The 26,294-nt window shown below is 38.9% G+C and carries 24 protein-coding genes; 4 read left to right on the forward strand and 20 right to left on the reverse strand.

The window, feature by feature from the left end; translation table 11 throughout:
* The 6 genes from A33S_RS0106550 to A33S_RS0106575 form a co-directional block, all read right to left on the reverse strand.
* Positions 1–830: EamA family transporter (locus A33S_RS0106550; protein ID WP_009384070.1), on the reverse strand; the 830-nt coding region annotated here is incomplete at its 3' end.
* Positions 831–1,013: 183 nt separating this feature from the next.
* The gene (locus A33S_RS0106555; protein ID WP_009384071.1) at positions 1,014–2,090 is read right to left on the reverse strand and encodes a M42 family metallopeptidase; all 1,077 of its coding nucleotides are present in this window, start codon (positions 2,088–2,090) and stop codon (positions 1,014–1,016) included.
* 371 nt (positions 2,091–2,461) lie between these two features.
* The gene (locus A33S_RS0106560) at positions 2,462–2,818 is read right to left on the reverse strand and encodes a DUF3139 domain-containing protein (RefSeq protein ID WP_009384072.1); all 357 of its coding nucleotides are present in this window, start codon (positions 2,816–2,818) and stop codon (positions 2,462–2,464) included.
* 188 nt (positions 2,819–3,006) lie between these two features.
* The gene (locus A33S_RS0106565; RefSeq protein ID WP_017176657.1) at positions 3,007–5,070 is read right to left on the reverse strand and encodes an AAA family ATPase; all 2,064 of its coding nucleotides are present in this window, start codon (positions 5,068–5,070) and stop codon (positions 3,007–3,009) included.
* Positions 5,071–5,390: 320 nt separating this feature from the next.
* Entirely contained in the window at positions 5,391–6,548 is a 1,158-nt protein-coding gene (locus tag A33S_RS0106570) for a nitrate/nitrite transporter (protein WP_009384074.1), read from the reverse strand.
* A 409-nt stretch (positions 6,549–6,957) separates the two neighbouring features.
* The gene (locus A33S_RS0106575; protein WP_009384075.1) at positions 6,958–7,512 is read right to left on the reverse strand and encodes a helix-turn-helix domain-containing protein; all 555 of its coding nucleotides are present in this window, start codon (positions 7,510–7,512) and stop codon (positions 6,958–6,960) included.
* 109 nt (positions 7,513–7,621) lie between these two features.
* Here A33S_RS0106575 and A33S_RS0106580 point away from each other — a divergent pair, with 109 nt between their 5' ends.
* The 3 genes from A33S_RS0106580 (at position 7,622) to A33S_RS0106590 (ending at position 9,423) form a co-directional block, all read left to right on the forward strand.
* Positions 7,622–7,879 (forward strand): aminotransferase class IV, encoded by a 258-nt coding sequence (locus A33S_RS0106580; RefSeq protein WP_009384076.1) that lies wholly within the window; start codon positions 7,622–7,624, stop codon positions 7,877–7,879.
* A 73-nt stretch (positions 7,880–7,952) separates the two neighbouring features.
* Positions 7,953–8,456, forward strand: a complete 504-nt coding sequence (locus A33S_RS0106585; protein ID WP_009384077.1) for an L-lactate permease — start codon at positions 7,953–7,955, stop codon at positions 8,454–8,456.
* A 1-nt stretch (position 8,457) separates the two neighbouring features.
* Positions 8,458–9,423 carry an L-lactate permease gene (locus tag A33S_RS0106590; RefSeq protein ID WP_327078786.1) on the forward strand — a complete coding sequence of 322 codons (966 nt, stop codon included), beginning with the start codon at positions 8,458–8,460 and terminating at the stop codon, positions 9,421–9,423.
* Between the two features lie 304 nt (positions 9,424–9,727).
* Here A33S_RS0106590 and nreC read toward each other — a convergent pair whose 3' ends face one another.
* The 8 genes from nreC to A33S_RS0106630 form a co-directional block, all read right to left on the reverse strand.
* A complete protein-coding gene (gene nreC, locus A33S_RS0106595) occupies positions 9,728–10,378 on the reverse strand; it encodes a nitrate respiration regulation response regulator NreC (protein WP_009384079.1) in 651 nt (216 codons plus the stop codon).
* 3 nt (positions 10,379–10,381) lie between these two features.
* Positions 10,382–11,431: a sensor histidine kinase gene (locus A33S_RS0106600; protein WP_009384080.1), complete on the reverse strand. Its 1,050-nt coding sequence runs from the start codon at positions 11,429–11,431 to the stop codon at positions 10,382–10,384.
* The gene (nreA, locus tag A33S_RS0106605; protein WP_009384081.1) at positions 11,428–11,895 is read right to left on the reverse strand and encodes a nitrate respiration regulation accessory nitrate sensor NreA; all 468 of its coding nucleotides are present in this window, start codon (positions 11,893–11,895) and stop codon (positions 11,428–11,430) included. The genes A33S_RS0106600 and nreA overlap by 4 nt, the downstream gene beginning before the upstream one ends.
* A gap of 16 nt (positions 11,896–11,911) precedes the next feature.
* Positions 11,912–12,589 (reverse strand): respiratory nitrate reductase subunit gamma, encoded by a 678-nt coding sequence (gene narI / locus A33S_RS0106610; RefSeq protein WP_009384082.1) that lies wholly within the window; start codon positions 12,587–12,589, stop codon positions 11,912–11,914.
* A complete protein-coding gene (locus tag A33S_RS0106615; RefSeq protein WP_009384083.1) occupies positions 12,582–13,157 on the reverse strand; it encodes a nitrate reductase molybdenum cofactor assembly chaperone in 576 nt (191 codons plus the stop codon). Before A33S_RS0106615 ends, narI begins: the two co-directional genes overlap by 8 nt.
* The gene (narH, locus tag A33S_RS0106620; protein ID WP_009384084.1) at positions 13,150–14,703 is read right to left on the reverse strand and encodes a nitrate reductase subunit beta; all 1,554 of its coding nucleotides are present in this window, start codon (positions 14,701–14,703) and stop codon (positions 13,150–13,152) included. The genes A33S_RS0106615 and narH overlap by 8 nt, the downstream gene beginning before the upstream one ends.
* Positions 14,693–18,364 (reverse strand): nitrate reductase subunit alpha, encoded by a 3,672-nt coding sequence (locus A33S_RS0106625; RefSeq protein ID WP_017176658.1) that lies wholly within the window; start codon positions 18,362–18,364, stop codon positions 14,693–14,695. The genes narH and A33S_RS0106625 overlap by 11 nt, the downstream gene beginning before the upstream one ends.
* 503 nt (positions 18,365–18,867) lie before the next feature.
* Entirely contained in the window at positions 18,868–19,755 is an 888-nt protein-coding gene (locus A33S_RS0106630; RefSeq protein ID WP_009384086.1) for a nuclease-related domain-containing protein, read from the reverse strand.
* Between the two features lie 204 nt (positions 19,756–19,959).
* Here A33S_RS0106630 and A33S_RS0106635 point away from each other — a divergent pair, with 204 nt between their 5' ends.
* On the forward strand, positions 19,960–20,727 hold the full coding sequence (locus A33S_RS0106635) for a sulfite exporter TauE/SafE family protein (RefSeq protein WP_009384087.1): 768 nt from the start codon (positions 19,960–19,962) through the stop codon (positions 20,725–20,727).
* A gap of 188 nt (positions 20,728–20,915) precedes the next feature.
* Here the strand turns inward: A33S_RS0106635 and A33S_RS0106640 are convergent, their stop codons facing one another.
* The 6 genes from A33S_RS0106640 to A33S_RS0106665 form a co-directional block, all read right to left on the reverse strand.
* Positions 20,916–21,350, reverse strand: a complete 435-nt coding sequence (locus A33S_RS0106640; RefSeq protein ID WP_009384088.1) for a VOC family protein — start codon at positions 21,348–21,350, stop codon at positions 20,916–20,918.
* A 70-nt stretch (positions 21,351–21,420) separates the two neighbouring features.
* Complete coding sequence (gene cobA / locus A33S_RS0106645; RefSeq protein WP_009384089.1) at positions 21,421–22,344, reverse strand: uroporphyrinogen-III C-methyltransferase; 924 nt, start codon at positions 22,342–22,344, stop codon at positions 21,421–21,423.
* Complete coding sequence (gene nirD, locus A33S_RS0106650) at positions 22,335–22,640, reverse strand: nitrite reductase small subunit NirD (RefSeq protein ID WP_009384090.1); 306 nt, start codon at positions 22,638–22,640, stop codon at positions 22,335–22,337. The genes cobA and nirD overlap by 10 nt, the downstream gene beginning before the upstream one ends.
* 10 nt (positions 22,641–22,650) lie before the next feature.
* Complete coding sequence (nirB, locus tag A33S_RS0106655) at positions 22,651–25,056, reverse strand: nitrite reductase large subunit NirB (RefSeq protein ID WP_009384091.1); 2,406 nt, start codon at positions 25,054–25,056, stop codon at positions 22,651–22,653.
* A gap of 2 nt (positions 25,057–25,058) precedes the next feature.
* A complete protein-coding gene (locus A33S_RS0106660; RefSeq protein WP_009384092.1) occupies positions 25,059–25,517 on the reverse strand; it encodes a precorrin-2 dehydrogenase/sirohydrochlorin ferrochelatase family protein in 459 nt (152 codons plus the stop codon).
* 1 nt (position 25,518) lies between these two features.
* On the reverse strand, positions 25,519–26,247 hold the full coding sequence (locus A33S_RS0106665; protein ID WP_009384093.1) for a sirohydrochlorin chelatase: 729 nt from the start codon (positions 26,245–26,247) through the stop codon (positions 25,519–25,521).
* Between the last annotated feature and the right edge of the window lie 47 nt (positions 26,248–26,294).

Here is a 26,294-nt window from a genome sequence, read left to right on the forward strand (position 1 = left end):
CCAAATGAAACATGTAACCAAAGTACCGATGTTAAGATTGCCATCAGTGGTTCGATTGTCCCAAGTAACCCTGCTTCTTGTGGCGATATGTAATTCAAACTTTCAATATAAAACCAGAACGCAATCATCGTTCCGAAGACAATCGAAATCATAAAACAAATAATGGTCATCATCGACCAACTTAAATAATCCATGTGCCATGGTGGATATATAAAGCTTAGTCCAATGCCACCAATTAGCATCGCCCATCCAACAACGCTTAACGACCCCCATTGCGCGAATAACGGAATTGGATAAATCGTGTAAAACGCGAGCGCAATCGCTGATATTAGTCCCCAAATGATAGCAGGCATTGGTACCGATAAGTTATCAAGCTGCCCGTTCGTTAATAGTAGGAACGTACCACTTAACGCGAGAAGTATCGCGATGGCCTCCTTACGCTTAAAGGTCGCTTTCTTACGCATAACATAATATAAAATGATGACGATAGGTCCTAAATATTGAAGAAGCGTAGCAACCGCTGCGTTCCCATGCTTGATTGCAGACATGAACGTAAACTGAACGCCAAGCATACCAAGTAACCCGTAAATTAAGATTTTAACGACCGACGACTTGTGCGACCATATGTACATCATACTTCTACCATTAATAAAATAAGACACGATGAGTAATAACACGCCTGAGAGTATCAACCGTATCGCAACGAACTCGCCTACAGGTAGGTGCGCCTTCTGGAAAAGCCACTGCGTAACCGTACCACCGACACCCCAACATGTAGCCCCTATGATAACGAGTGAGTAGCCAAACCAACGTTTATCAGTTTGCACCATGTAACTCACCCCTTAATAATATTTTTATTAAATTGTGTGACGATTTCATTTACTTTATCATGACTATTCATCAAAAGGCAATATGACCGTAAATAAAAAAAACGGAACTGAAGTCGCGATCGACTTCAAATTCCGTCTAAAGTAAAGCGTTCCATTGTATAGGGCTTTTCAAAAAGAAAGCAATTACCATTTAATAGATTCAACTTTATCGTCGTCTAAACCTTTCACGATTTCAGTTACGAGTTTAACCGCGTTCAGATAGTCATCCTTATGAATCACTGAAACGTTAGAGTGCATGTAACGTAAAGGAATGCCGATTGAAATTGTTGGCGCACCTTCGTTAGCTAAATGCATGCTACCAGCGTCAGTACCGCCGCCTGGAATGCTATCCCATTGCACATTAATGCCTTTATCTTTCGCAACTTCTTTAATATACTTTCTGAAACCATAGTGACCGATATTTGTCGCATCAAGTAATAGAACGAGCGGTCCATCGCCTAACTTACCGTTGTGGTGTTCGTTATATAAACCTGGTGTATCGTAAGCAACACCCACGTCAACTGCGATTGCTAAGTCAGGTTTAATCTTGTTTGCCGCAACTTTCGCACCTCTTAAACCAACCTCTTCTTGCACGTTCGCACCTGAAACTAAGTTGATGTTGATGTCCTCATCTTTTAAAGCTTCCATAACATCTACTGAAAGCGCGCATCCGAATCTATTATCAAAAGCCTTTGCACAAAGGTAGTTATCATTCGCGAGCGTTTCGAACTCTGAATAAGGCGTAATCATGTTACCAAGCTCGATACCTAACGCTTCAACTTCTTTCTTATCTTTAACACCTAAATCGATGTACATATCTTTAATTTCAACAGGCTTCTTACGCTCTTCTGGCGTTAAGATGTGTGGTGGTTTCGTACCAATAACACCACGGTATGTTTTACCTTCGTCAGTAGTTATGGTTAACTTTTGAGAAAGCATGACTTGGTTCCACCAACCACCAACTGGCGTAAACTTGATGTAACCATTATCTTCAATATAAGTTACCATGAATCCAATTTCATCTAGGTGACCGGCTAACATAAGTGTCTTAGAGCCGTTCGTCGCGTTTTTCTTCCCGAAAATGCCCCCTAAGTTATCTTCGATCAGTTCGTCACTATAAGGTTCAAGTAACGACTTCATTTCCTTCTTAACGTTGTATTCATGTCCAGCAATACCGTTAAGATCAGTTAATTGTTTTAATAATTGAGTTGTTTTATCCAATTTAAATTTCCCCCTTTAATAGTCTCAAATACATTTTAACATTAAATTAATTTGAATATTACAAATTTGATTTTTATTCATTTTATATATAAAAGCGTTAAAGTGTTGAAATAATTAAAAAGTGAGGTTGATTGGGTTGAGAGTATACCGTGGAGATGGCGTCATTTGGGGTACGAGGACGAGGGGCGTTGTTGGGAACTATATGCGATGCGACTTAGATACGTGCAGCACTACTTAACGTTAGCAACATTTAAAAAGCCCCGAATGAACGTTTAATCATTCGGAGCTCTAATTCAGAATCGCTTGTGCCGCTAACGACACGGGTGTAACTAATTTAAATGCCTCGCTTGTAACGCTACGATATCTAAGCGCTAATCTTTTTTCTTATATTCTTGGCTAAAGAAGTTACGCTTAGCATCTTTTTTACTCTTCTTAGTCTTTTTATCAAAACCTTGAGAATAAATACCTTTTTTCATTTTTATTGGTTGTACGATATACGTAAGGTTTGGTTCATCTTTATATTGAATCTCTTTAAAGAAGATACCTTTTCTAGCATCATATTCACTTTTTTCACTCTTAATATCTTTATCCCAACCCTTGTCTTTAACAAAGGAGTCTATAAAGGCTAGGTTCTGATGCTTTTGATAACCTTTGAATCCAAAGAACCCTAACCCGCATAATATAAAAATAAGAATAAGAATGATGATGAGTTTCCAATATTTTTTCATAATTTTATCATCCTTTAATATCTACTCAATTTATCATATTTTACCATACGCTTCCTATCGTAACACGAATCTTTGTCGCCAGGTTTTATATACGTTCATACGTCACAAAACTTTCAAAATCAATTTAAGTGCTTTATGTAAAAAGGTTGGGCCATCGTCCTGTCACGATGACCCAACCTAGTCAATCTTTATTCACCATGTACGATAATTTCATCATTGTCTACATCGATTTTGATGTCTTTTACGTCTGAATGATCTAAATAGTAATCTGTAATTCTATCACGTACGTTACGTTCTACGACGCGACGTAACGGTCTTGCGCCTAACTTTTCATCATAGCCTTTTTCAATTAACCATGCTTTTGCATCTTTTGAAACTTCTAAAGAAATATCTTTTTTATCTAATGTGATTTGTACATCATCTAATAATAAATCTAAAATTTCATGTAGGCTATCTTTATTTAAATGATTAAATTCGACGATTGCGTTGAAACGGTTTAAGAATTCAGGACGGAAGTAGTTGTTTAATTTGTCCATGATATCTCCTTCATCATCCTTATCATATCCGAATCCTGCGTTAGACGTTGCGATAATAATCGTGTTCTTAAAGTTGACGATATTACCTTGTCCATCTGTTAAGTTACCATCATCCATAACTTGAAGTAATAGCGTTAAGACTTGAGGATTCGCTTTTTCAATTTCATCTAACAGAATAATTGAGTAAGGATTGCGACGTACTTTTTCTGTAAGTGTATTGGAATTATCATCATAACCCACATAACCTGCAGTCGTACCGATCATTTTAGAAACCGCAGTTTGGTCCATGTACTCACTCATGTCTAAGCGAATCATCGCGTTCTTGTTACCGAATAAATCAATCGCAAGTTGTTTTGCAAGTTCAGTTTTACCTACACCAGTTGGACCTGTAAATAAGAAACTACCAATTGGTCGATTACCCTCATCAAAGCCTGCACGATTACGACGAATAGCGCGAGATACAGCTTCAACAGCATCATCTTGTCCGATAATTTTAGTTTTTAAGCGTTTAGAAATATTCTTTAAATGTTCAATATCAGATGCATCCATTTGAGAAACTGGAATACCAGTTAAGCGCTCTACAGAATCAGATACGTCTGATACAGTTGCTACTTTAGTTTCACTTTGTACATCTTGATTTAATTGTTCATTTAAAGATTTAATTTCTTTTTGGAGACGATCTGCCTCTTGATATTGTTCATCTTTAACCGCTTTTTCTTTTTCTAATTCTTTCTCTTTTATCGTATTTTCAATTTCTACTTTATTCATTACGGGATGTTGTGCTGAAATGTGAGCTGCAGTGATGTCTAATACATCGATGGCTTTATCTGGGAGTAAGCGTTGAGGAATAAATTGAACCGATAAATCTACGCACGCTTTTAGAACGTCATCTGGAAGTTTCACTTGATGGTGTTCTTCGAATTTATCGCGGATGCCTTCTAAAATTTTGATTGTGTCTTTTGAAGATGGCTCTTTAACATGCACTTCATTAAAGCGTCTTGATAAGGCAGCATCTTTTAAGATGTTGTTTCGATATTCATCTTGCGTTGTCGCACCAATTAGCGCGATTTCACCGCGACTTAACGCTGGTTTAAGAATATCGGATAAACCTTTACTACCTGAGTCAGAACCCGTGCTTCCAGAACCAATAATTTGGTGAATCTCGTCAAAGAAGAGAATCACATTCCCTTTTTCTTTGATATCATCTACAAGTTTTTGCACATTTTCTTCAAAAGCCCCGCGGTATTGCGTACCTGCTTCAAGGGAAGAGATATCAACTGCATAAATTTCTTTATCTTTAATGGAAATTGGTACGTTACCTTTCACAATCTCGTTCGCTAGTCCTTCAACGATTGCAGTTTTACCGACACCAGCTTCACCTACGAGCATTGGATTGTTTTTCGTTCTACGACTTAAAACTTTTGCAGTATCTTGGATTTCTTTGTCACGTCCAATCACTGGATCGAGTAAACCATCTCGAGCTTCTTGTGTTAAATTACGTCCGTGTTTCGCTAAGAAACTATCATCTTGTTGACTTGGTTGTTCTTTCAAAGCAGTAGGCGCACCGCCTTGTCCTTGTCTCATAGCTTGAAGCTCTGCTTCTGAAACTTCTTGACCATTAATATAATATTTTCTTGTACTATTTGAATCATTCATACCTTGCATCATTTGTCTAAAAATTGCATCAAAATCATTACCAAAAAAGTTGTTATTCATACAATTTCACCTCATTAATATTTAGTTGTAGTCGCAACGTCAAAGCGTTGCTCGAGTAAGTCAGTTTCATTTCTTTCAGGATCTTTTATGCCTTACTAACTGACTACATGTCTTATTATATACCATTGGTCAAAGATAGTCAAGGTCAAATATTAACTTTTCTTCACCTTTTGAAAAGTCCTTTAAAACCTGTCGTAACAGTACTTATAGGGCTTTTCATAAAGAAGAAATGATAAAATTAATCAAAAAAGGTCAAACTAACGTCAAAAAAAAAGTTTATCTCTCCTATTCAAAGAGATAAACTTTGACCTTAGTGTATATTAAGCATGCGTAAGTTTCTTAGAATGATGCCACATTGTTACGAGCGCGATTAAACCAAAGATCGCAAGCAAGATAAACGCGAAGTGGCTTGTACCTGTTGCACTTGTCACAGCTGAGATAACAAGTGGTGGGAAGAATCCGCCTAAGCCACCCATCATCGACACGATACCATTGGCAACGCCTGCTTCTTTAGAGAAGTAAGATGGTACGAGTTTGAAGATTAAACCGTTACCAATACCAGCACAAGCGCTGATCACTAAACAACCGATTGTAAATAATAGAATGCCGTTTGAGAAACCAAGCACAAATGCGCCTGCAATCATGAGTACAAACATAAACATTAATACTTTAACAGCGTTGAATTTATCACCTAAGATACCGCCAATTGGGCGTAGTAACGTCGCAATCGCGATGAAGATACCTGTACGGATACCTGCGTCGACTTTGTCGATTGAATAATGTTCAACTAAATAGTTTGGTAGGAATAAACCGAATGCTACGAAAGCACCAAATGTAATAAAGTACCAGAAACTTAAATAGTATAAACGATAATTTTTCATTAATATTTTAGATTGAGCTACTAATGGCACTTTGACTTTCTTTTCTTTGCCGTCACCGAAGATAAACATGAGTAACGCGAATATTGCCATTACAAGTAAGTAACTACGTACAGTGTTTTGCCAACCAATAGCGCCTGCAATAGGTGGCGCTAGGAATGCTGAAACGGCAGTACCTAAGTTCCCCATGCCGTAGATACCGTTCGCAAGACCTACTTTTTCTTTAGGGAAATATTTAGGTAACGATGTAACCCCTACTGAGAAGATGGCGCCCCCAACTCCAAGGAAGAAGCCTGCAATCATTAACATCGTCGGTGAAGTCGCTTGGCTTAAGAAGAATATCTGCACAAGCAACACGATGAAGCTCGAGAAGAACACCCATTTAGCACCTATGATGTTCGTTAAATATCCAAATGGAACACGTAACACTGACCCCAGGATAACTGGAATCGCTAATATAATCGATAATTGTCCACTTGTGATTTTAAAATCTTGGGAGATAAATGGCATCAGTGGCGCGATAATCGTCCAAGCCATGAATCCCGCTACTAAACTTAACGTTTGTAGAGTTAACTGTAAGCTCCCGTTTGACTTATTCATTTTGATTTCACCCTTTAACATGAGATTTTTCGAGTCGTACATGATTTATGATCCAACCATGTTCACGACTTTTAATTCATCTTCATTGTAAGGTGTTTGTGAATTTTTGAACATAAGGATAAACCCTATAGGGTGCTAGGTATTTCCCTGTACTTGTGAATTATTTCTCATGATTGTGGGTGCTATAGGCTGCTCCCTTCCCTCTTCTTGAAAATGGGGGTTCAAGTAGTCGTATGATTGAAGTTAAAATATGTAAAAAATCATTTCGATCAAAAACGAGAATTATTAAACTTCTTAAAGATATCTTTTACCTCAGTTTTATTAAACGGGATATAAGCTCAGTATAAAAATTTTTAATGATGATTCTAATTATGAGCTCATTTATAACCACCTTTATACCCTTTATTATTTAATTAGACGAATCTATAACTAATATATATTCACAAAGATCTTCATTATTATTAATAAATTGATGGCTTACATGAGCCTCAAAGTAAAATGAGTCCCCTTTTGAAAGATAATACCTTTGAACGTCATTATTTTCACTTAATTCCACAGTAATTTCGCCTGTTAAAATATAAATATATTCTTTCACTCCAAAAGTGTGTGCGGGAAAAAGTCCAGTTGCAGAATTGGAAGGTAGCTTATTAAAGATAAATTCAATATTTGACCCTACATTTGGAGATAATAATTTTCTCTCAAAACTGTTTTCAGGGTCAACATATTTTAAATGGTTATTTGCTTTAATTTTTACGACTCTGTTTGCTTCCAATTCTCCTAACAACTCTGAAATGGTAGTATCTAACCCTTTAGCAATTTGAGCAGCTACTTTAATAGTAGGTTGTTTTTCACACCTTTCAATTTTAGATAACATTGCTCTACTTACACCAGTTTTCTTCGAAAGCGCTTCCAATGAATAGCCTTTACTAACTCTTTTGTTTCTAACATTTTCATGAAACTGCATATATAGTTCTCCTATAGTAGAAATTTTTCTTGTATTGTAACTATTAATTAAGTATACTTAACCTAATTCTACTATAGTAGAAACTTGAAATCAAAAAGGGGGGAAGGATATGGAAAATGTGATTTTCATTGATGAAAAATTTTTTACTAAAGAATACGCTAAAATTAGCGTTTATGATCATGGACTTTTATATGGATATGGAGTGTATGAAGGAAATAGGTGCTATTCGAAAAACATTTTTCAACTAAATGAACAAATTGAAAGACTTTATAAGTCAGCTAAGATAATAGACTTAATATTTGTTTATACTATGGCTATCTCAACACGTAGTGAACAAAGGCTTGAATTATATATCAACACCTCCTAACCGTATGATTTTTTCAATAGTAGCTAATGCAAAATCAATCATAAACGATATAAATAACTAAGTAGGTGATGATATGATTCATTTGATCTTAGCCTTATTACCTTTAGTCATTGTTCTAGCTTGTCTTTTAATATTAAAATTTTCAGCTCTTAAAACTGGAATAATAACATTTACAATTTTAGCTATTTTAGTTTTAATTAATACTCCCTATCAAATCACATTCTATAAAGTAGTTGAATCCTCTGTAAACGGGATTTTGATATCAAGTATAGCAGCATATGTAATATTCTTCGGAGTACTACTTTTTCACTTAATGAATGAATCTGGAAAAATACAAGACATTTCTACTCAAATTAAACTTTTAACTAATGACCAAGTACTTCAAGTAATAATATTAGTTGTATGTATTTCACCTCTTATAGAATCAACAAGCGGTTTTGGTACAGCATTTTTAGTAATTACTCCTATTTTAATGTCACTAGAAATTAATCACTATAAAGCAGCTTGTATAGGAATTTTAAGTTTATTAGCTGTTCCGTGGGGGGGCTTTAGCTACCGGTACTGTTATTGGGACTGAAATAGTCAATCTCGACTTAAAGCATGTAGGGTTTTTGACTTCAATATTAACCGTTCCATCAATATTATACTTTTTAGGACTATGTATCTATATACTCGGAGGCTCTACTTTATTAAAAAACAATATATATAAAATACTAATATATACCTTAATTTTTTCGTTATCTAATATTTTCTTCAATTTTTTTATTAGTGTAGAACTTGCTGGGGTTCTAAGTTCTTTATTAACACTAGTAATTGGCATAACTCATATAAACATTCAAAATGGAAGAACTAATAAATCCTTTAATGCACTAATCAAATTATTAAGCCCTTATATTTTCTTAACTATTTTAGTTCTAATTTCACGTACCATACCTATTTTTGAAACCTTTTTAAAAAATCATTTTGTAATATCTATTGAAAAATTTAACTTTAGACTATTACTTTTACATTCTCCAGGGTTTTGGCTTATTATAACTTGTATTTACACTATAATTAAATTTAAAATAAATGCACACATTATTTTTAAGTCATTGCATAAAACTTTGAATCAATGGGGAATTTTTGTAATTTCAACTACACTTTTTATTTCAATGGCTGAAATTATGGATACCTCTGGAATGATAACTACTATTTCAAACGGAATTAATAATAATGTCGGTAAATATTTTATTGTAATTTCAGGCATTATAGGTAGTGTTGGAGGTTTTTTAACAGGTAGTAACACTGGAGCTAATGCTATGTTCATGAAGTTACAGATCCATACTGCGAGAGAGTTAAATCTATCAACGAGCTTAATCGCTGGATTACAAAATGCATCTGCTTCTAATTCAACTATGAGTACACCTTCTCGTATATTATTAGCAGCTAATTTATGCGACATTAAAGAACATGAAAGCAAATTACAAAGAGAATTCATAAAGATAACCGCTTTTTCAACACTAACTTTAATAGTAGTGTCTTTTTTAATAATTACCTTTATCTAAAATATTTTAATTTATGTAGGTTAGCTAAAAAGGTCATTACATCAATCAATATAATTTTTATTCTCATATTATTAAACTTAAAATATTAAATTTTATTGCTACATTGCTTGGTTGTTGACTCGCCATTAAGTTTCAAGCTATCACGACAACCTCTCTCCGGCCTCTACCACATCTATCCCACCGCCGTCCACCTACTCATACCTCAGTAAAATTCCCTTCCTCCAAATCACTAACACGTTTTCGCCCACCTTCAAACCACAATAAAAAAGCACTCGCAATGAGTGCTTACATCTTAGCTATCCAATTAAAAATCAAGTAACTTCTTCTTCAAGGCATATTCCACAAGCTCAGGCTTCGATTTCAAGTTCAACTTATCCATGATACGCGTTTTATGCGCTTCCACCGTTTTAACAGAAACAAATAACTTATTCGCAATATCTTTATTACCGTACCCTTTCGCGATCAACGGCAAGATTTCAAGTTCACGCTTCGTTAAAATCTTGAACGGATCATTTGAATAATCGTCCTTTTGACTCGTATTCACAAACTCGTTCACTAAAGACGTTGTCATCTTAGGATCAATAAACGTCTCACCCTTATGAACCGTACGCACGGCACTTACAAGCTGTTCATCAGGTGCATTTTTCAAGATATAACCGCGCGCACCGCTTCTAAGCACATGGAATAAGTATTCTTCATCATCATACATCGTCAGTATTAGAATTTTAGTTGACGGAAAACTATCAGTAATCTTGCTCGTAGCAATTAAACCGGATTCACCAGGTGGCATACTTAAATCCATAATTAACACGTCAGGTTGGTGCTCCATCACTTTCTGATACGCTTCAACGCCATCAGCGGCCGTCGCCACAACCTCCATATCTTCCTGGAAATTAAGTATCATCGAAAACCCTGTCCTAACTACCGCATGATCATCCGCAATTACAATTTTCACAATCTATTCTCCTAACTTATCCGTAATCGGTACAACGAGTGTGACAATCGTTCCCTTTCCAATTTCTGTCTCAATATCTAATTGGCCATTCACGAGTTCAGCTCGTTCGTTCATCCCATATAAACCAAGTCCACTACCTTTTGGTTTCTCCGTCCTTGAAAAGCCATTCCCTCTATCGGCTACTTCAGCGATCAACTTTTCACTTTCAAGATGTACATTCACATCAATCACATCGACCCCTGCGTATTTTAAAGCATTAAATATCGCTTCTTGCACAACACGATAGACGACTGTTTCAATCTCATTATTAAATCTTGCACTTTCTAGGTTACCATGATAGTGAATTTCAAGACCATAGTTCGATTCAATCTGCTTAAAATACGTCTTAAACGCTGCCTCTAAACCTAGATCATCTAATGAAGACGGTCTTAATTCCGTTGATAGATTACGTATATCATCAATTAACTTACTCATTAGTCCCTCAATACGCTTCGAATCATTAATTAACGCATCCATTTGGTCCTGATACTTCAAAAGCCTTAACTCAACAGCAACGTTGAGTAGCTCTTGTACAACACCGTCATGTAAATCACGTGAAATACGCTTACGTTCATTTTCCTGAGCGAGTAACGTTTTCTTAATCATTTCCTGCTGATAACGTTTTTCCTGACGTTCAATTTGTGGTAACACATTTTGAAGCGTAAATGCCTTGATGCCCTTTTCCGCATCAATCGTCTGATACGTTGCAGTAAAAGGTTCAATCTTATTCTGAGTTGTTCGCATAAATACTTGAAAGCTCGTGTTGTCCATCGATTCTGCTTCTAAAAAGCAATTTTGACAAGAACGTAAGGCATGTTCGTTTGAATACCCTTCACAACGATTACACACAGTATGCGTAACACCGCTATAGTCATTTTCCTCAGAGATAACGTGCTTCGCCGCTTCATTCATTTCAAGCACATTACCCTCACGATCTAAGAAGATAATCATTTCACGCGTTTGTTTATAATATTGATCTAATAGCTGATTCAAACTTGTATTATCCTTCGTCATAACACACCTCGATCTTTACAAGAATAAGCGCCTATGCCAGTGCGAAGTTTGTCGATTTCGCCATAATGAGGCAAATGATTGCCCTCACGTTGACCGTATAAAAGCACACCACAAACTTTATTTTCAAACCACAAAGGAAGCACTACAACTGCCGTGAGTGCTTCGCTTACAAGAATTGGGTAGTTAAATAATTGGTTACTAAATAAACTTTCTGAAACATCCGGTACGATGAATTCTTTGCCTGTCTTCATTACATTACCGGCTAAACCTTTACCGTTACGCAGAATAATACGCTTGTATCGGTCGTTGATATTGCCTGACACATAACGCCATTTTATAACGGGTACGCCATCTACATCATTATTATCAGGTAGCGCAATACCAGCAAAGTCAAATTGATATTTCTCTCTATATTCATCTAATTGCTGTTGATAATCATGTTGTAAAAAGCAATTTGGGTTCATTGTCCTAGCCTCCACTTCAAGCTTTGTGTTTACGGTAAATAATATAACTACGTGTACCATAGTTCACAGGTACACTCCATACATGGACTAAACGCGTGAAAGGCCAAAATGCCGTAATTAAGAAACCTAAAAGCATGTGTAATTTAAATGACCATGGTACTGTAGCCATTAAACTAGCATCTGGACTAAATGTAAATAAACCTCTAAACCAAACAGAAATCGTCGAACGATAATCAAAGTCTGGTACTGTTGCATTTGTCACAAGAGTTGCATAACAACCCATAAATACAATGATTAATAATAAAATATTTACAAATATATCCGATAGTGAGCTTAAACGTCTCACATTTTGAATCGTAATACGACGCATCGTAAGTAATAACATACCGATTAATGTTATTATACCAAATAAACTTCCGATATACACAGCGCCAATATGATACATGTGATCATTTACGCCAACACTGCGTAACCATGATGCTGGTATAAATAGACCTACGAAATGTCCCGCTGCTACAGGTACAATTCCTAAGTGAAATAGGATACTGCCCCATTTAAGTTGTTTCTTTTCAATAAATTCACTCGATTTAGCTGTCCATGAAAATTGATCATATTTAAATCGTGCGATATGACCAATAATAAATATCGCGATTGCGAGATATGGGAAGATAACCCATAAAAATTGATTAATCACGGCCTGACACCTCACTTTGATGTTCAATACATTGTTTAAGTGTTTCTCTTAACCCTTTAATTAAGTAGTAGTACGGATTTTGCTTCTCCTTAAGATAAGTCATAATCGGATACGTGCCATCTTCAACGATCATTACGAGTAAGTGCGCATTCTCTTGAGCACGCTTATCGCCATCGAAGTTTGCTGCATACAAAAATTCTAAGATTAGCGGCAGATAATCCGATAGTTCTTGGTCAACCATTTGAAGACCGAACATTTCATATAGAACCTTTAATTTCGCAAGCATTTGACCGCGCTCTTTTTGCGTATCAAATTTGTTAAAAGTCATGTGAAGCGTCGCCTTCTTATTAAAATCAAACGTCTCTGTATATAACGTTTTCATTTCAGAGAGACTGCGTTCATTTACAGCCTCTCGATATTGTTTAATCCAAGGTGTAGCTGGGTGCGATGCATCAAAAATTTGATCGACTGTCTTTGGATGGAACGTTAACTTTTCGGGAAAGTTCAGTTGCTGACTCATAAAACCAAATGTATCTTTATAGTGTTTTAACGTCGATAAATTAATCACGGAAGATGCCTCCGTAGAAGTTGTCGTTATAAATTTCTTGTCCTGATTTTCCTGCTGCTACTGGAACGCCGCAACCATCACAATCTGCCCCGAAGTGTTCGCCGCCATAACCTTGGCTACCTTGTGCACGATACGTATCCATATACGCTTCTTTGTGAGACGTTGGGATTACAAAGCGATCTTCGTATTTCGCAATCGCAAGTAGTCGATACATATCCTTTGTTTGTCGTTCTGTTAAACCTAATCGAGCTAAACGGTCTGTGTCATAAGGTTTACCAGTTGTTTGCGCTCTCATGTAACCACGCATCATCGCCATTCTTTGAAGTGCTGTCTTAACCGGTCTTGTATCCCCTGCTGTTAATAGGTTCGCAAGGTATTCAATTGGTAAACGCATTTCTTCGATAGCTGGGAAGATTGCATCTGGGTTGTTAATTGAATCTTTACCTTCAAAGTAGTTCATGATTGGGCTTAATGGTGGGCAATACCAAACCATTGGCATTGTACGGTATTCAGGGTGTAATGGGAACGCAAGCTTGTACTCAATCGCAAGTTTGTAGATTGGAGAGTTTTGAGCCGCTTCAATCCATTCCATTGAAATACCATCTTTCTCTGCTTGTTCAATGACATCTTCATCAAAAGGATCTAAGAAAAGGTCTAATTGCTTTTCGTAAAGATCTTGTTCATTTTCAGCAGAAGCCGCCTCTTGAACACGGTCCGCATCATATAAAAGCACACCTAAGTAACGCATACGACCAGTACATGTTTCAGAACACACTGTTGGAAGACCTGCTTCAACACGTGGGAAACAGAATGTACATTTCTCAGCTTTATTCGTTTTCCAGTTGAAGTAAACCTTTTTATAAGGACAACCTGTCATACAGTAACGCCATCCACGACATGCATCTTGGTCTACAAGTACGATACCGTCTTCGTCGCGTTTATACATCGCGCCTGATGGACATGATGCCACACAACTAGGGTTCAGACAGTGTTCACATAAACGTGGTAAGTACATCATGAACGTTTGGTCGAAGTTGAATTTAATTTCTTCTTCGATTTTTTGGATGTTTGGATCCATAGGTCCTGTTACATGTCCACCTGCAAGGTCATCCTCCCAGTTAGGACCCCATTCAAGATTTAATTTATCTCCTGAGATAAGTGATTCAGCACGCGCTACAGGTGAGTGATTACCATGTTTTTTCGTAGTTAAGTTCTCGTAGTTATACGTCCATGGCTCATAGTAATCTTTAATGACTGGCATATCAGGATTGTAGAAAATTTTACCGAGTGCAATCTTAGATAAACGACTACCAGATTTAAGTTCTAACTTGCCTTTTTTATTGAGGTGCCAACCACCTTTATATTTCTCTTGGTCTTCCCATCGTTTTGGATAACCGATACCTGGTTTCGTTTCAACGTTGTTAAACCACATATATTCTGCACCTGGACGGTTTGTCCAAGTATTCTTACATGTAATACTACATGTGTGACATCCGATACATTTATCTAAGTTAAGTACCATTGCTACTTGTGCTTTAATCTTCAAGCCAGTCAACCCCTTTCATTTTTCTAACTGCAACGTAAACATCACGTTGGTTCCCTATTGGTCCATAGTAGTTAAAGCCGTAACTAATTTGTGCATATCCCCCAACAAGTTGTGTCGGCTTTAAGTGAATTCTAGTTGGTGCGTTATGTGAACCACCACGTGTATCTGTAATTTCAGAACCTGGTGTTTGAATGTGTTTGTCTTGTGCGTGGTACATGAACATCGTACCTTTAGGCATACGGTGTGATACGACTGCACGTGCCGTTACAACACCATTTCGGTTATATACTTCTAACCAATCGTTATCCGCAATATCATGTTTCGCTGCGTCTTCGTTTGAAATCCAAACGGTTGGACCACCACGGAATAGCGTTAACATATGTTGGTTATCTTGGTATGTTGAGTGAATATTCCATTTACCATGTGGCGTTAGATATCTAAGTACTAATGTATCCATGCCGCCTTTAACTTTTTTATCTTTCGTTCCGAATACCATTGGCGGTAATGTCGGTTTGTAAACTGGTAAACTTTCACCGAACTGTTGGAATACTTCGTGATCGATATAGTAACTTTGACGACCTGTTAAAGTTCTGAATGGAACGAGTCGTTCGATGTTTGTCGTAAATGGTGAATAACGACGACCAAGTTTGTTTGAACCTGGGAATACGGCCGTAGGAATAACTTCACGCGGTTGTGCTGTAATATTTAAGAATGTAATCTTCTCTGAAGCACGTTCGCTTGAAATATCCTTTAATTCCATGCCAGTTTGATTTTCTAAATCATCGTATGATTTTTGTGATACGCGGCCGTTTGTCGCTGACGAAATATTGAGTATCGCATCTGCTACGCGGCGTGCCGTATCGATTCGTGGTTTTTGTGACTTAACTGTATCGTCTTCCCAAGTACCTACCATACTCTTTAATTCATCGTATTGTTCTTTTACTGAAAAGCTCACACCGTGAGCGCCGACTTTACCTTTTTCAAGGAGTGGTCCAAGTGAAACGAATTTATCGTAGATTTGCGTGTAATCACGTTCTACAATTGCGAAACCTGGCATTGTTTTACCTGGAACGGCTTCAACTTCGCCTTTAGTCCAGTCTTTGACTTTTCCTAAAGGTGTCGCGATTTCTTGGGCTGTATCATGCGCAAGCGCCGTTGTCACAACGTCTTTGTAAGTTCCAGTCAAATGGACTTTTGCCATATCGGAGAAAGTCTTCGCTAACGTTCTATAAATATCCCAGTCCGAACGTGACTCCCAAAGTGGATCGATTGCCGGATTGAATGGGTGTACGAATGGGTGCATGTCTGTTGATGACAGGTCGTGTTTTTCGTACCAAGTTGCTGCTGGAAGTACGATGTCTGCGTATAAAGGCGTCGCTGTCATTCTGAAATCTAAAGCGACAAGTAAGTCTAACTTACCTTCTGTGTCTTCACGCCATACGATTTCTTCTGGCTTATCTTGTTCGTTTGGTTCAGCGAGTAATCCTGATTTCGTACCGAGTAAGTGTTTCATGAAGTACTCTTGACCTTTAGCTGAACTTGAAATTAAGTTTGAGCGCCATACGAATAGTGTCTTCGGATGGTTTTTGCGAAGGTCTGGATCTTCAACTGCAAATTTTGTTTTGCGAGATTTAACAGACTCTATTGCATGTTTAAGTACGGCTTCGTTTGAGTTATCGCCTTGTTCTTTCGCTTCTTCGCCAAATAGTAAACTGTTTTTATCGAATTGTGGATACGATGGTAACCAACCTAGTCGAGCAGCCGTAACGTTGTAGTCAGCCGGGTGCTGGTGCTTGATGTCTTTTGCTAAAGGAGACTTAAGCTTATCGACACCAGACTCTTCGTATTTCCATTGGTCAGTTGCGAAGTAGTACCAACTTGTTGCGTTTTGAAGTCTTGGGACTGGCTGCCAATCTTTGGCAAAAGCAACTGTGCTCCAACCTTCGATAGGACGACATTTCTCTTGACCTACATAGTGCGCCCAGCCACCACCGTTAACACCTTGGCAACCACATAGCATTACGAGGTTAAGGATTGAACGGTAGATTGTGTCTGAGTTGAACCAGTGGTTGATACCTGCGCCCATGATAATCATTGAGCGTCCGTCAGTGTCGATTGCATTCTGAGCGAATTCTAGACCTACTTGCGTTACGAGTTCAGGTTTAACGCCTGTAACTGATTGTTGCCAAGCTGGTGTGTAAAGTGATTCAGCGTCGTCGAAACCTTTAGCTTCTAATGGGTGGTTGAAACGTTTCACACCGTACTGACTCGCCATAAGGTCGAATGTTGTCGCGATATATGTTGTTTCGCCGTTTTGTAATGTGACTTTGCGAACTGGAATTGGGCGTTTAAAGACACCGTTTCCTTCATTGTCGAAGTACGGGAATTGGATTTCTACGATGTCGTATGTGTCGTTAGCGATTGTCATAGATGGGTCGATTTGTTGACCGTCTTCAGTTTCGAGTTTTAAGTTCCATTTCTTGCCTTCTTCCCAACGTTGACCCATTGTACCGTTTGGAACGACAAGATTATTTGTAAGGTTGTCTAGTACAACCGGTTTCCATTCGCCTTTTTCTGTAGCGTGGCCAAGGTCACTTGCACGAAGGAAACGACCTGCTTTAAGACCGTTCTCGTCTTCGTCTAACATGATGACGAATGGCATGTCTGTATATTGTTTAGCATAGTTGATGAACACTTCTGATGGTTCATCGATGTAATATTTCTGTAGAATAACGTGCGTCATTGCTTGTGCTACTGCAGCGTCTGTACCAGGGTTAGGTGCGATCCAGTCGTCTGCGAATTTAACGTTTTCTGCATAGTCTGGTGCTACTGACACAACTTTTGTACCTTTGTAACGTACTTCTGTCATGAAGTGTGCGTCTGGTGTACGTGTTAGTGGTACGTTTGAACCCCACATCATGATATAAGCCGCGTTGTACCAGTCACTTGATTCTGGTACGTCAGTTTGTTCACCCCAAATTTGTGGTGAAGCAGGTGGTAGGTCGGCATACCAATCGTAGAAGCTGAGCATTTCGCCACCTAATAAGTTGATAAAACGTGCACCAGAAGCGTAACTAATCATAGACATCGCTGGAATTGGTGTGAATCCTGCGATACGGTCTGGGCCGTCCTTTTTAATTGTGTAAATCAGTTGAGCTGCGATAAGTTTAGAGATTTCTTTCCATGATACGCGGATATGACCGCCTTTTCCTCGAGCAGACTTATAAATTTTAGCTTTGTCTGGATCTTCAACTATTGAAGCCCAAGCTTTGATAGGATCTTGGTGTTCGTCCATTGCTGCTGTCCATAAATCCCATAATTTTCCACGAACGTATGGGAACTTAACTCGGAGCGGACTATATTCATACCAAGAGAATGACGCTCCACGCGGACAACCTCTAGGTTCAAATTCAGGCATATCAGGTCCACAACTTGGGTAGTCAATTTGTTGGTTCTCCCAAGTGATTACACCATTCTTAACGAATACTTTCCATGAGCAAGAGCCCGTACAGTTAACACCATGTGTTGTACGAACTACTTTGTCGTGGCTCCAACGCTCACGATACATTTTCTCCCATTCACGACTTTTATTTTCCAAAACAGACCAATCACCATTAAACTTTTCCGTAGGTTTAAAGAAATTCAATCCAAATTTAACCATCAATAATCCTCCCTTAATATCGTCCCGTAATTCATACTATGATTGTACAATTTTTCACAAGGCATAGATATTAGGGAATAACCTATATAGATGTTGGAAAACCCTTATTCTTTGAAATTATGATGTGGTAGATGGAAGTGCGGAGGTGAGAGTTGGGGATAGGGTGTTGATGGGGGGAGTGCTGGGATAAGAGCCATGTCATAGCTCCACTTGGCTCTTACAGGCGTTTTAGAGCCATGTCATGGTTTCACTTGGCTCTTACAAGCAATTTAGAGCCATGTCATGGCTTCACTTGGCTCTTACAAGCAATTTAGAGCCATGTCACCTCTTCACTTGGCTCTTACAAGCGATTTAGAGCCATGTCACCTCTTCACTTGGCTCTTACAAGCGATTTAGAGCCATGTCACCTCTTCACTTGGCTCTTACAAGCAATTTAGAGCCATGTGACCTCTCAACTTGGCTCTTACATACGATCTACAGCCAACACGCTTACCCATCGCTCACTAAATAAAATACTTTTTATTACGAACACCTTTATATATGAAGAAATCATTACTAATCCTTCTAACAGTATTAAAGCTCGCCCCTTCACACCAGGCCATAGCTTCTTTCAAAGTGAAACCGTCGTCCTTAATATAGTAAAGCTCCTTCAAATGCTCATAATACACGTCACGCTTAATAAAGTTAGAACCACAACGCGTACATCTTACAGTTTTCTTATGAGGTACAGGTTCTATGAATCCAATTTCCTTACAACAACTACAACGCAAACCGGTCCTAGCCTGATCCAGACCATAAGGCTTTTCAAAATTTAAACGGTGGGTTAAATCTATCTGCTGGGTACGTATCTTATCCAATATAATTTGATCTTTCGAGGTAAAACGCTGAGGAAATAAAGTAGGAATTTTGTGAAGTTCGGTCGGCAATAAGGTAAACCCGCGGTGCGGTATACCTCCGCTCAAAGTAAACGTCGGATTCGTATACACTACGTAAGCACTGACCGACATACTCAAGCCCGCTCGCTTCAGTACCATCTTAAGCTCGTTCACCTGCTTCAACAATTGTACATGCGGCGCCGCAAACCTAAAGCCTTTAGCCGACTCGAGCGCATCGCCGTCGTACTTGTAATCGCCACTATAATGCTTCACTTCAAATATCATCGCCTGCTTTCCGTTAATCACCAGAAAGTCGATCTCCAAAGGGTGCATTTGATTAAAGTACAAATTGCGCCCATACACAATCCGGTCGACCGCTTTCAAGTGCTTTTCAAAGAGGGACTCACCCTCCAAACCGACCTTAATATTCTTAATCTTACTCGCAGTTTTAGAATCCACATCACATCTGCCATCAATCGCTAACCAGTACGCATTCATCATTTCGTTGATGTTCATATCTTGTTGCTCCTCTTCATTAAATTTCTTTAACTATATCACCTTTCAATGCCCACGCCCACCATACTTTAAAAGCCACATACAATTACTCAGAAACTGCGCAAATTCCATTTCCAAATGAATAAAATTGCAGACGAAATCTACCCCGCACCAACCTAAAACCTATGATATATTAGGTATAAATCATTTGAAGGAGTTGGAATTATGGACTTAGACATGATTATCATCATCATACTATTCGGGTTTCTATCCGCATTTATCGATTCAGTAGTTGACGGCGGTGGACTCATCTCAATTCCAGCCCTACTCGCAATCGGCTTACATCCCGCTACGGCCCTCGGAACAAACAAACTCGCAAGTTCATTCGGATCGCTCACATCAGCCATCACATTCATTCACGCGCGGAAAGTCGACTTACATATCGTCAAAAAATTATTTCCGCTATCATTCATAGGTTCGGTCTTCGGGGCACTCATCGCAACCCGCATACCGCCCGAACTCTTGAAACCGCTCGTCATTATCATGCTGTTTCTCGTATTAATCTACACGCTCGTTAAGAAAGAATGGGGAGAAACTTCCACCTATCAGAAACTCCCTCCTAAGAAAGCCATCATCTTCGCGGCCTTCGTCTTCATCATCGGCATGTATGACGGATTCCTAGGCGGAGGTACAGGTAGCTTCTTCTTATTCCTATTATTAATAGTAGGTTTTGACTTCCTTAAAGCAGCGGGTAACGCCAAAGTTATTAACTTCGCAAGTAACGTCGGCGCGATTATTCTCTTCGCGTGCTTACAACACGTTGACTATAAAGTAGGACTCATTATGGGTATCTCAATGATCGTAGGTAGCTTCGCCGGTAGCCAGTTCGCGATTCGTAAAGGCGTATCATACGTCAAATTCCTGTTCATCGGCGTCACACTCATATTGCTTCTAAAGAACGTGTACGACTATGTTACGAAGCACTTTTTGTAGATTTATCGAAAACCATTACTTTCACAACTTTACGCGTCGCACGTATTTCATTCTCAAGCGCGACTCAACATCATATATAACACCTTAATCACTTAAACGCTTTCAAAACGTTTATGAAACCAAACAAAACCCCTCGACATTACGCAAATGTTGAGGGGTTTATTCTATATCATGATTTATAAAGCAAATTATTTTTGACCGTGGAACATCCAACGAATATTATATTTATCGATTAGTGTACCCATAGCGCCGCCCCAGAATTGTTTTTCTAACGGCATTTCAACTTTCACAGTAGAATCTTGAGAAATGTGATCGAATAATGTTTTCATATCCTCAAATTCCTTCTCGTCTGAAACACTGAAATCAATCATTAATGAAATGGCATGGTTAATATTAGTTTCATGATTTCCGAAACTATCTGAAGCCATTAATTTCACACCGGCGATTGTAAATTCTGAGTGCATCGTTTTATTAGCGGCTTCTTCTTTTGATACGCCAAATTGTTCAGCTTGTGCTTCGCCTACAGGTAAACGGTTAATGTCAGTCGCTTTAAATACAGTTTCGTAATATTCTAATGCTTCTTTAGTATTTTCAAATGCGATGTAAGGATGTAATTGTTTCACTTTCTAAAGACCTCCAAATAGATGATATCTAATATTACCCACCTTAGTTTAAACTAATCTACTTATTTGCTTAAACTTTTATAAAATCATCAAAGTGTGTCTCTTCAATAATCTCCCTTTGAAAAGCCCTCTGAGATGGATGACGCGTTTCAGCCTCGTCTACCTCAATAAAACACTCATATCCGTCGTCATATAAATCTAAAGCTTTAGTCATCGCATCATCATACATACCTTTAATTAGAAAACGCTTTTTAATAATATGTTGCTTTTCCAAAATGGAAGTCGTTACATCACCCACGATAATAACAGCCGGACCAGCTACGTCTACGTTCGCCACTTGATCCGCGATATTCGACACCGTGCCCTCGACTTTAAACTCGTTAAAACGCGTCGCATTGAAGATCACAACAACGTTATAATCCACTTTAGCTTGCGTCATAATAAAGTCCATGAGCTTCGGCAAACGCTTCACGCCCATATAAATCGCGAGCGTGCCACCATCTAACAACGATGTGATATCAATATCGCGTTCCATTGAGTCTTTAAAATGTCCGGTCGTAAACGTAATACTTGTCGCAACGTTACGCTCTGTTAAACCAACGCCATATGACGCTACCGCCGCTGACGCCGACGTGATACCGGGCACGATTTCATACGCAATACCTTCCGCTTCTAAAGCCTCTACCTCATCCTTTACACGACCGAAAATCGCAGGGTCGCCACCTTTCAAACGAACCACATGCTTGTGATTAAAAGCAGCTTCAACCAATAGCGCATTAATCTTTTCTTGCTTCACCTGCTTGCCGTAAGGTATTTTACCAACGTTGATTAATTCAGCTTCAGGTTTCGCAAACTGAATGATAAAAGGGTTTACCAGACGATCGTACAAGATAATATCTGCACGCTTAATGACACGCTCGGCTTTTCGAGAAAGTAAATCAGGATGACCAGGGCCCGCACCTACTAACGATACAAAGCCTTTAGTTATACACATACAAATACGTCACCATCCACGATTTCAACCGGATACGTTGCGACACAACCTGTATCTGGCGCTTGAACTTCACCTGTGTTTAAATCAATCTTTTGATCGTGTAATGGACAATATACATAGTCACCGCTCACCGTACCTTCAGATAAAGGCCCTTGCTTATGTGGACACACATTATGAACCGCTTTAATGTCACCGTTCTCAGTTAAAAACAACCCGATTTCAGTACCTTTAACGATAACTTTCTTACCAATTAAAGGTGTCATTTCATCTAATGTCGTAACTTTAATTTTCTCCATTATCTTACCCTCACACTTTCTCTACTTCGAAGATTTTTTGATCAGAAGATGCATTCACAATTTCATTCCAAGGTTCCGCCTCAACCGCTTTCTTCGCAATCATAATACGGTCATATAGCTCGTCCTGTTTCTCAGGATCTAAAACAACGTCACGAACGTGCTCAAAGCCCATACGTTTTAACCAAGGCGCTGTACGTTCCGCATAAATACCAGTCTCACGATAATATTGCATGTACGCACCACATAATTTAATCACATCATCTTCAGTCGGCACTGTTGTTAAAAGCGTCGCCGCAACAACGTCCGTACCACCGTTACCACCAACAAAGATTTGGAAGCCATTTTCAACACCAATGACACCAAAATCTTTAACACCTGATTCTACGCAACTTCTTGGACAACCTGAAACACCCATTTTAAATTTATGCGGTGTATCAATATATTCAAACGTTGATTCAAGTCGAATACCAAGTTTCGTCGTATACTGCGTACCAAAACGGCAGAATTCCTTACCGACACAACTTTTCACAGAACGGGTCTTCTTCGCATAAGCAGACGCAGATCGCATACCAAGGTCGCGCCATACATGCGGTAAGTCTTCCTTCTTAATGCCATATAAACCAATACGTTGAGAACCTGTCACTTTAACAAGTGGCACATTGTATTTCTTCGCAACTTCACCTAATCGGATTAATTGGTCAGGGTTCGTCACGCCACCTTTCATTTGAGGAATGACAGAGAACGTACCGTCGTTTTGAATATTGGCATGGTAACGTTCGTTCGCAAAGCGTGACGCTTTCTCGTCCTCATGTTCAGTAGGATGAATCATATTTAAATAGTAATTAATCGCTGGACGACACTTCGGACAACCGCCCTTATCATTAAAGTCTAAGACGTGGCGTACTTCTTTAGACGTCTTAAGACCTTTCTCACGAATCGCCGCTACGATTTCATCACGGCTTAAATCTGTACACGCACAAATACCTGTTGCCTTACTTTCAACAAAGCCGTCACCAAGCGTAAACGCAAGTAAGTCACCAATCTGACCTTTACACTTACCGCAAGAGTTACCTGCTTTTGTACATTTCGTAACTTCATCTACAGATGTCAGACCTTCATCTTGAATTGCTTTAACGATTTGGCCTTTTGAAATACCATTGCAACCACAAATCGTTTCATCGTCATCCATCGTTTCAACACTAATTGCATCTACTTCACCAGCTTTATGAAGTAACGATACAAGCGTGTATTCTTCAATTGTGTCGCCTTTCTTCATCATATTATAGAAACGGTTACCTTCTTCAGTATCACCGTATAATACAGCACCTACAATATGTTTATCTTCTACAAAGATCTTTTTATATACTTTATCGACACTATTAAATACTTCAATACCATGAATATTTTCAGTTTCATAAATTTTACCGGCACTAAATAAGTCACAGCCCGAGACTTTTAAAGAAGTAAACGTTGTCGAACCTTGGTAACCTTCCGTCGCGCGACCTGTAATATGGTCCGCTAAAACCTTACCTTGATCGTATAACGGCGCAACTAAGCCATAAACTTTCGAACGGTGCTCACAACATTCACCAACCGCATAAATATCATCGTCACTCGTCTTCATAAAGTCGTCAACAACGATACCGCGACCTATTTCAAGACCCGACGCACGTGCAGCTTTTGTTACAGGACGAATACCAACCGCCATCACAACCATATCCGTTTCTAAAACTTGACCGTCAGATAAACGCACCGCTTCAACATGCGAATCACCAATAATTTCCTGCGTATTCGCTTGTAGCTTAAACTTCATACCTTGCGCTTCTAAATCAAGCTTCAACAGCTCACCAGCCTTACGGTCAAGCTGCATTTCCATAAGCCATTCACCTAAATGCAACACCGTCACGTCCATACCTTGATCAAGTAAACCACGCGCACACTCTAAACCAAGTAATCCCCCACCGATTACAATCGCTTTACGCTTCGTTTGCGCCATTTCAATCATGCGTTTCGTATCATCAATCGTACGCCAGCCCATAACGCCTTGAAGTCTCGAACCGTCTACAGGTAGAATAAACGCCTCAGAACCTGTCGCAATAATACATTTATCATACGTCACTGCTTGACCTTTCGAAGTCACGACCTGCTTACGTTCACGGTCAATTTCAACCACCGGGTCATCCGTAATTAAGTGAATATTGTTCGATGCGTACCAGTCGTACGGATTCATAATCGTTTCTTCAATCGTCATTTTATTCTGAAGTATATTCGATAACATGATGCGGTTATAGTTTGGATAAGGTTCTTTACCGATCACCGTAATATCGAACATATCCGGTTCACGTTCAATAATTTCCTCGATCGTTCTAATCCCAGCCATACCATTACCAATCATAAGTAATTTCGTCTTTGCCATTTTTACAGTTTATCCTCCTTGTAAGTCCCGTCTAAATACGTTTCAATCGCTTGAGAAAGTGCTTTAACACGTTCGTAATCCGAGCCATTCGAACCAATATTGATCGTTATGCCATCATATTCAATCGTTTTCATATCATAGAAATCTGATTGCGTACGGTCTCCCGTATGATTCACAAGTTGTTGCGCCGTACAATCACGACGAATTTGGTCATTTAATTCATGATCATTTGTCGCAATGTACACAATATCAGCCGCTTCAATATCCGATTTCTCATAGGGCTTTTCAATGAGTGAGACGTTAGGTGCCTTCAATCTTTGAAAAGCCACATCGAATGACGGACTCACGACATCAATCGTTACCGCCTCTCGAACGAGCTTCGATACCTTTCGAAATCCGATACGACCGCCCCCGACGACAACAATATGTTTACCTTGAATTTGAAGTTGAATGGGATACATGTCAGTACTCCTTTAACGTTTGATAACGCGAAATAATAATGTCACGTAACATTGAATCCAAATTAAGTGAAGGTGTGATGTGAAGTGTTGATGAAAGTGCCAAACTTTCGAGCTTACGTTTAATCTTGTTGACGAGGTAGCCGTCATATAGAAATAACGGCACGACGATTAAATCTGTATAGCGTTCGGCAATGTCAGGCAAATAAGTCTCAAAGGCCTTGTTGCCATAAAGCATATACGCGTAAGCATCTTCATCAAGTGACAATTGTTCGCACAACGTCTCAAGTTCATAGTCTGGTCGCTGAAATTTAAAGCTACCGTGCGCAATGACAACGACAGCCGTGCGTCGCTCCGAAACGGTATCCCTCATTTGGATACGCGCATCTCGTACGCGCTTCTCAACGATGTCGACCATATCAGGATGCGTGCCAAGCGGTAACGACCATTTGAAAGAAATATCGTCATAACGCGCTTTAAAAGCGTCCATAATTTCAGGAATGTCCACCGAATAATGCAAGGCAGTAAAGAGTAATAAAGGTATTAAATTAAAGTCACGTTCCCCACGCGCAACGTGTCTGTCAATCACTTGTTCCAAGCTCGACGTTTCACTTTCTAGAAAAGCCACTTCGAAATCAAGCGTATCTTCAGCTAAAAGCGCATGAATAAACGTTTTTAAAGCATCATTTTGCGGACCCTTTCGCATACCATGAACAACAAGAATCGTTTGCAATTCAAATCACCTCTTCACTTATATTGTACGTCAAAATGACATAAATT

The sequence above is a fragment of the Staphylococcus massiliensis CCUG 55927 genome, assembly GCF_000298075.1.
Classification (GTDB): Bacteria; Bacillota; Bacilli; order Staphylococcales; family Staphylococcaceae; genus Staphylococcus; species Staphylococcus massiliensis.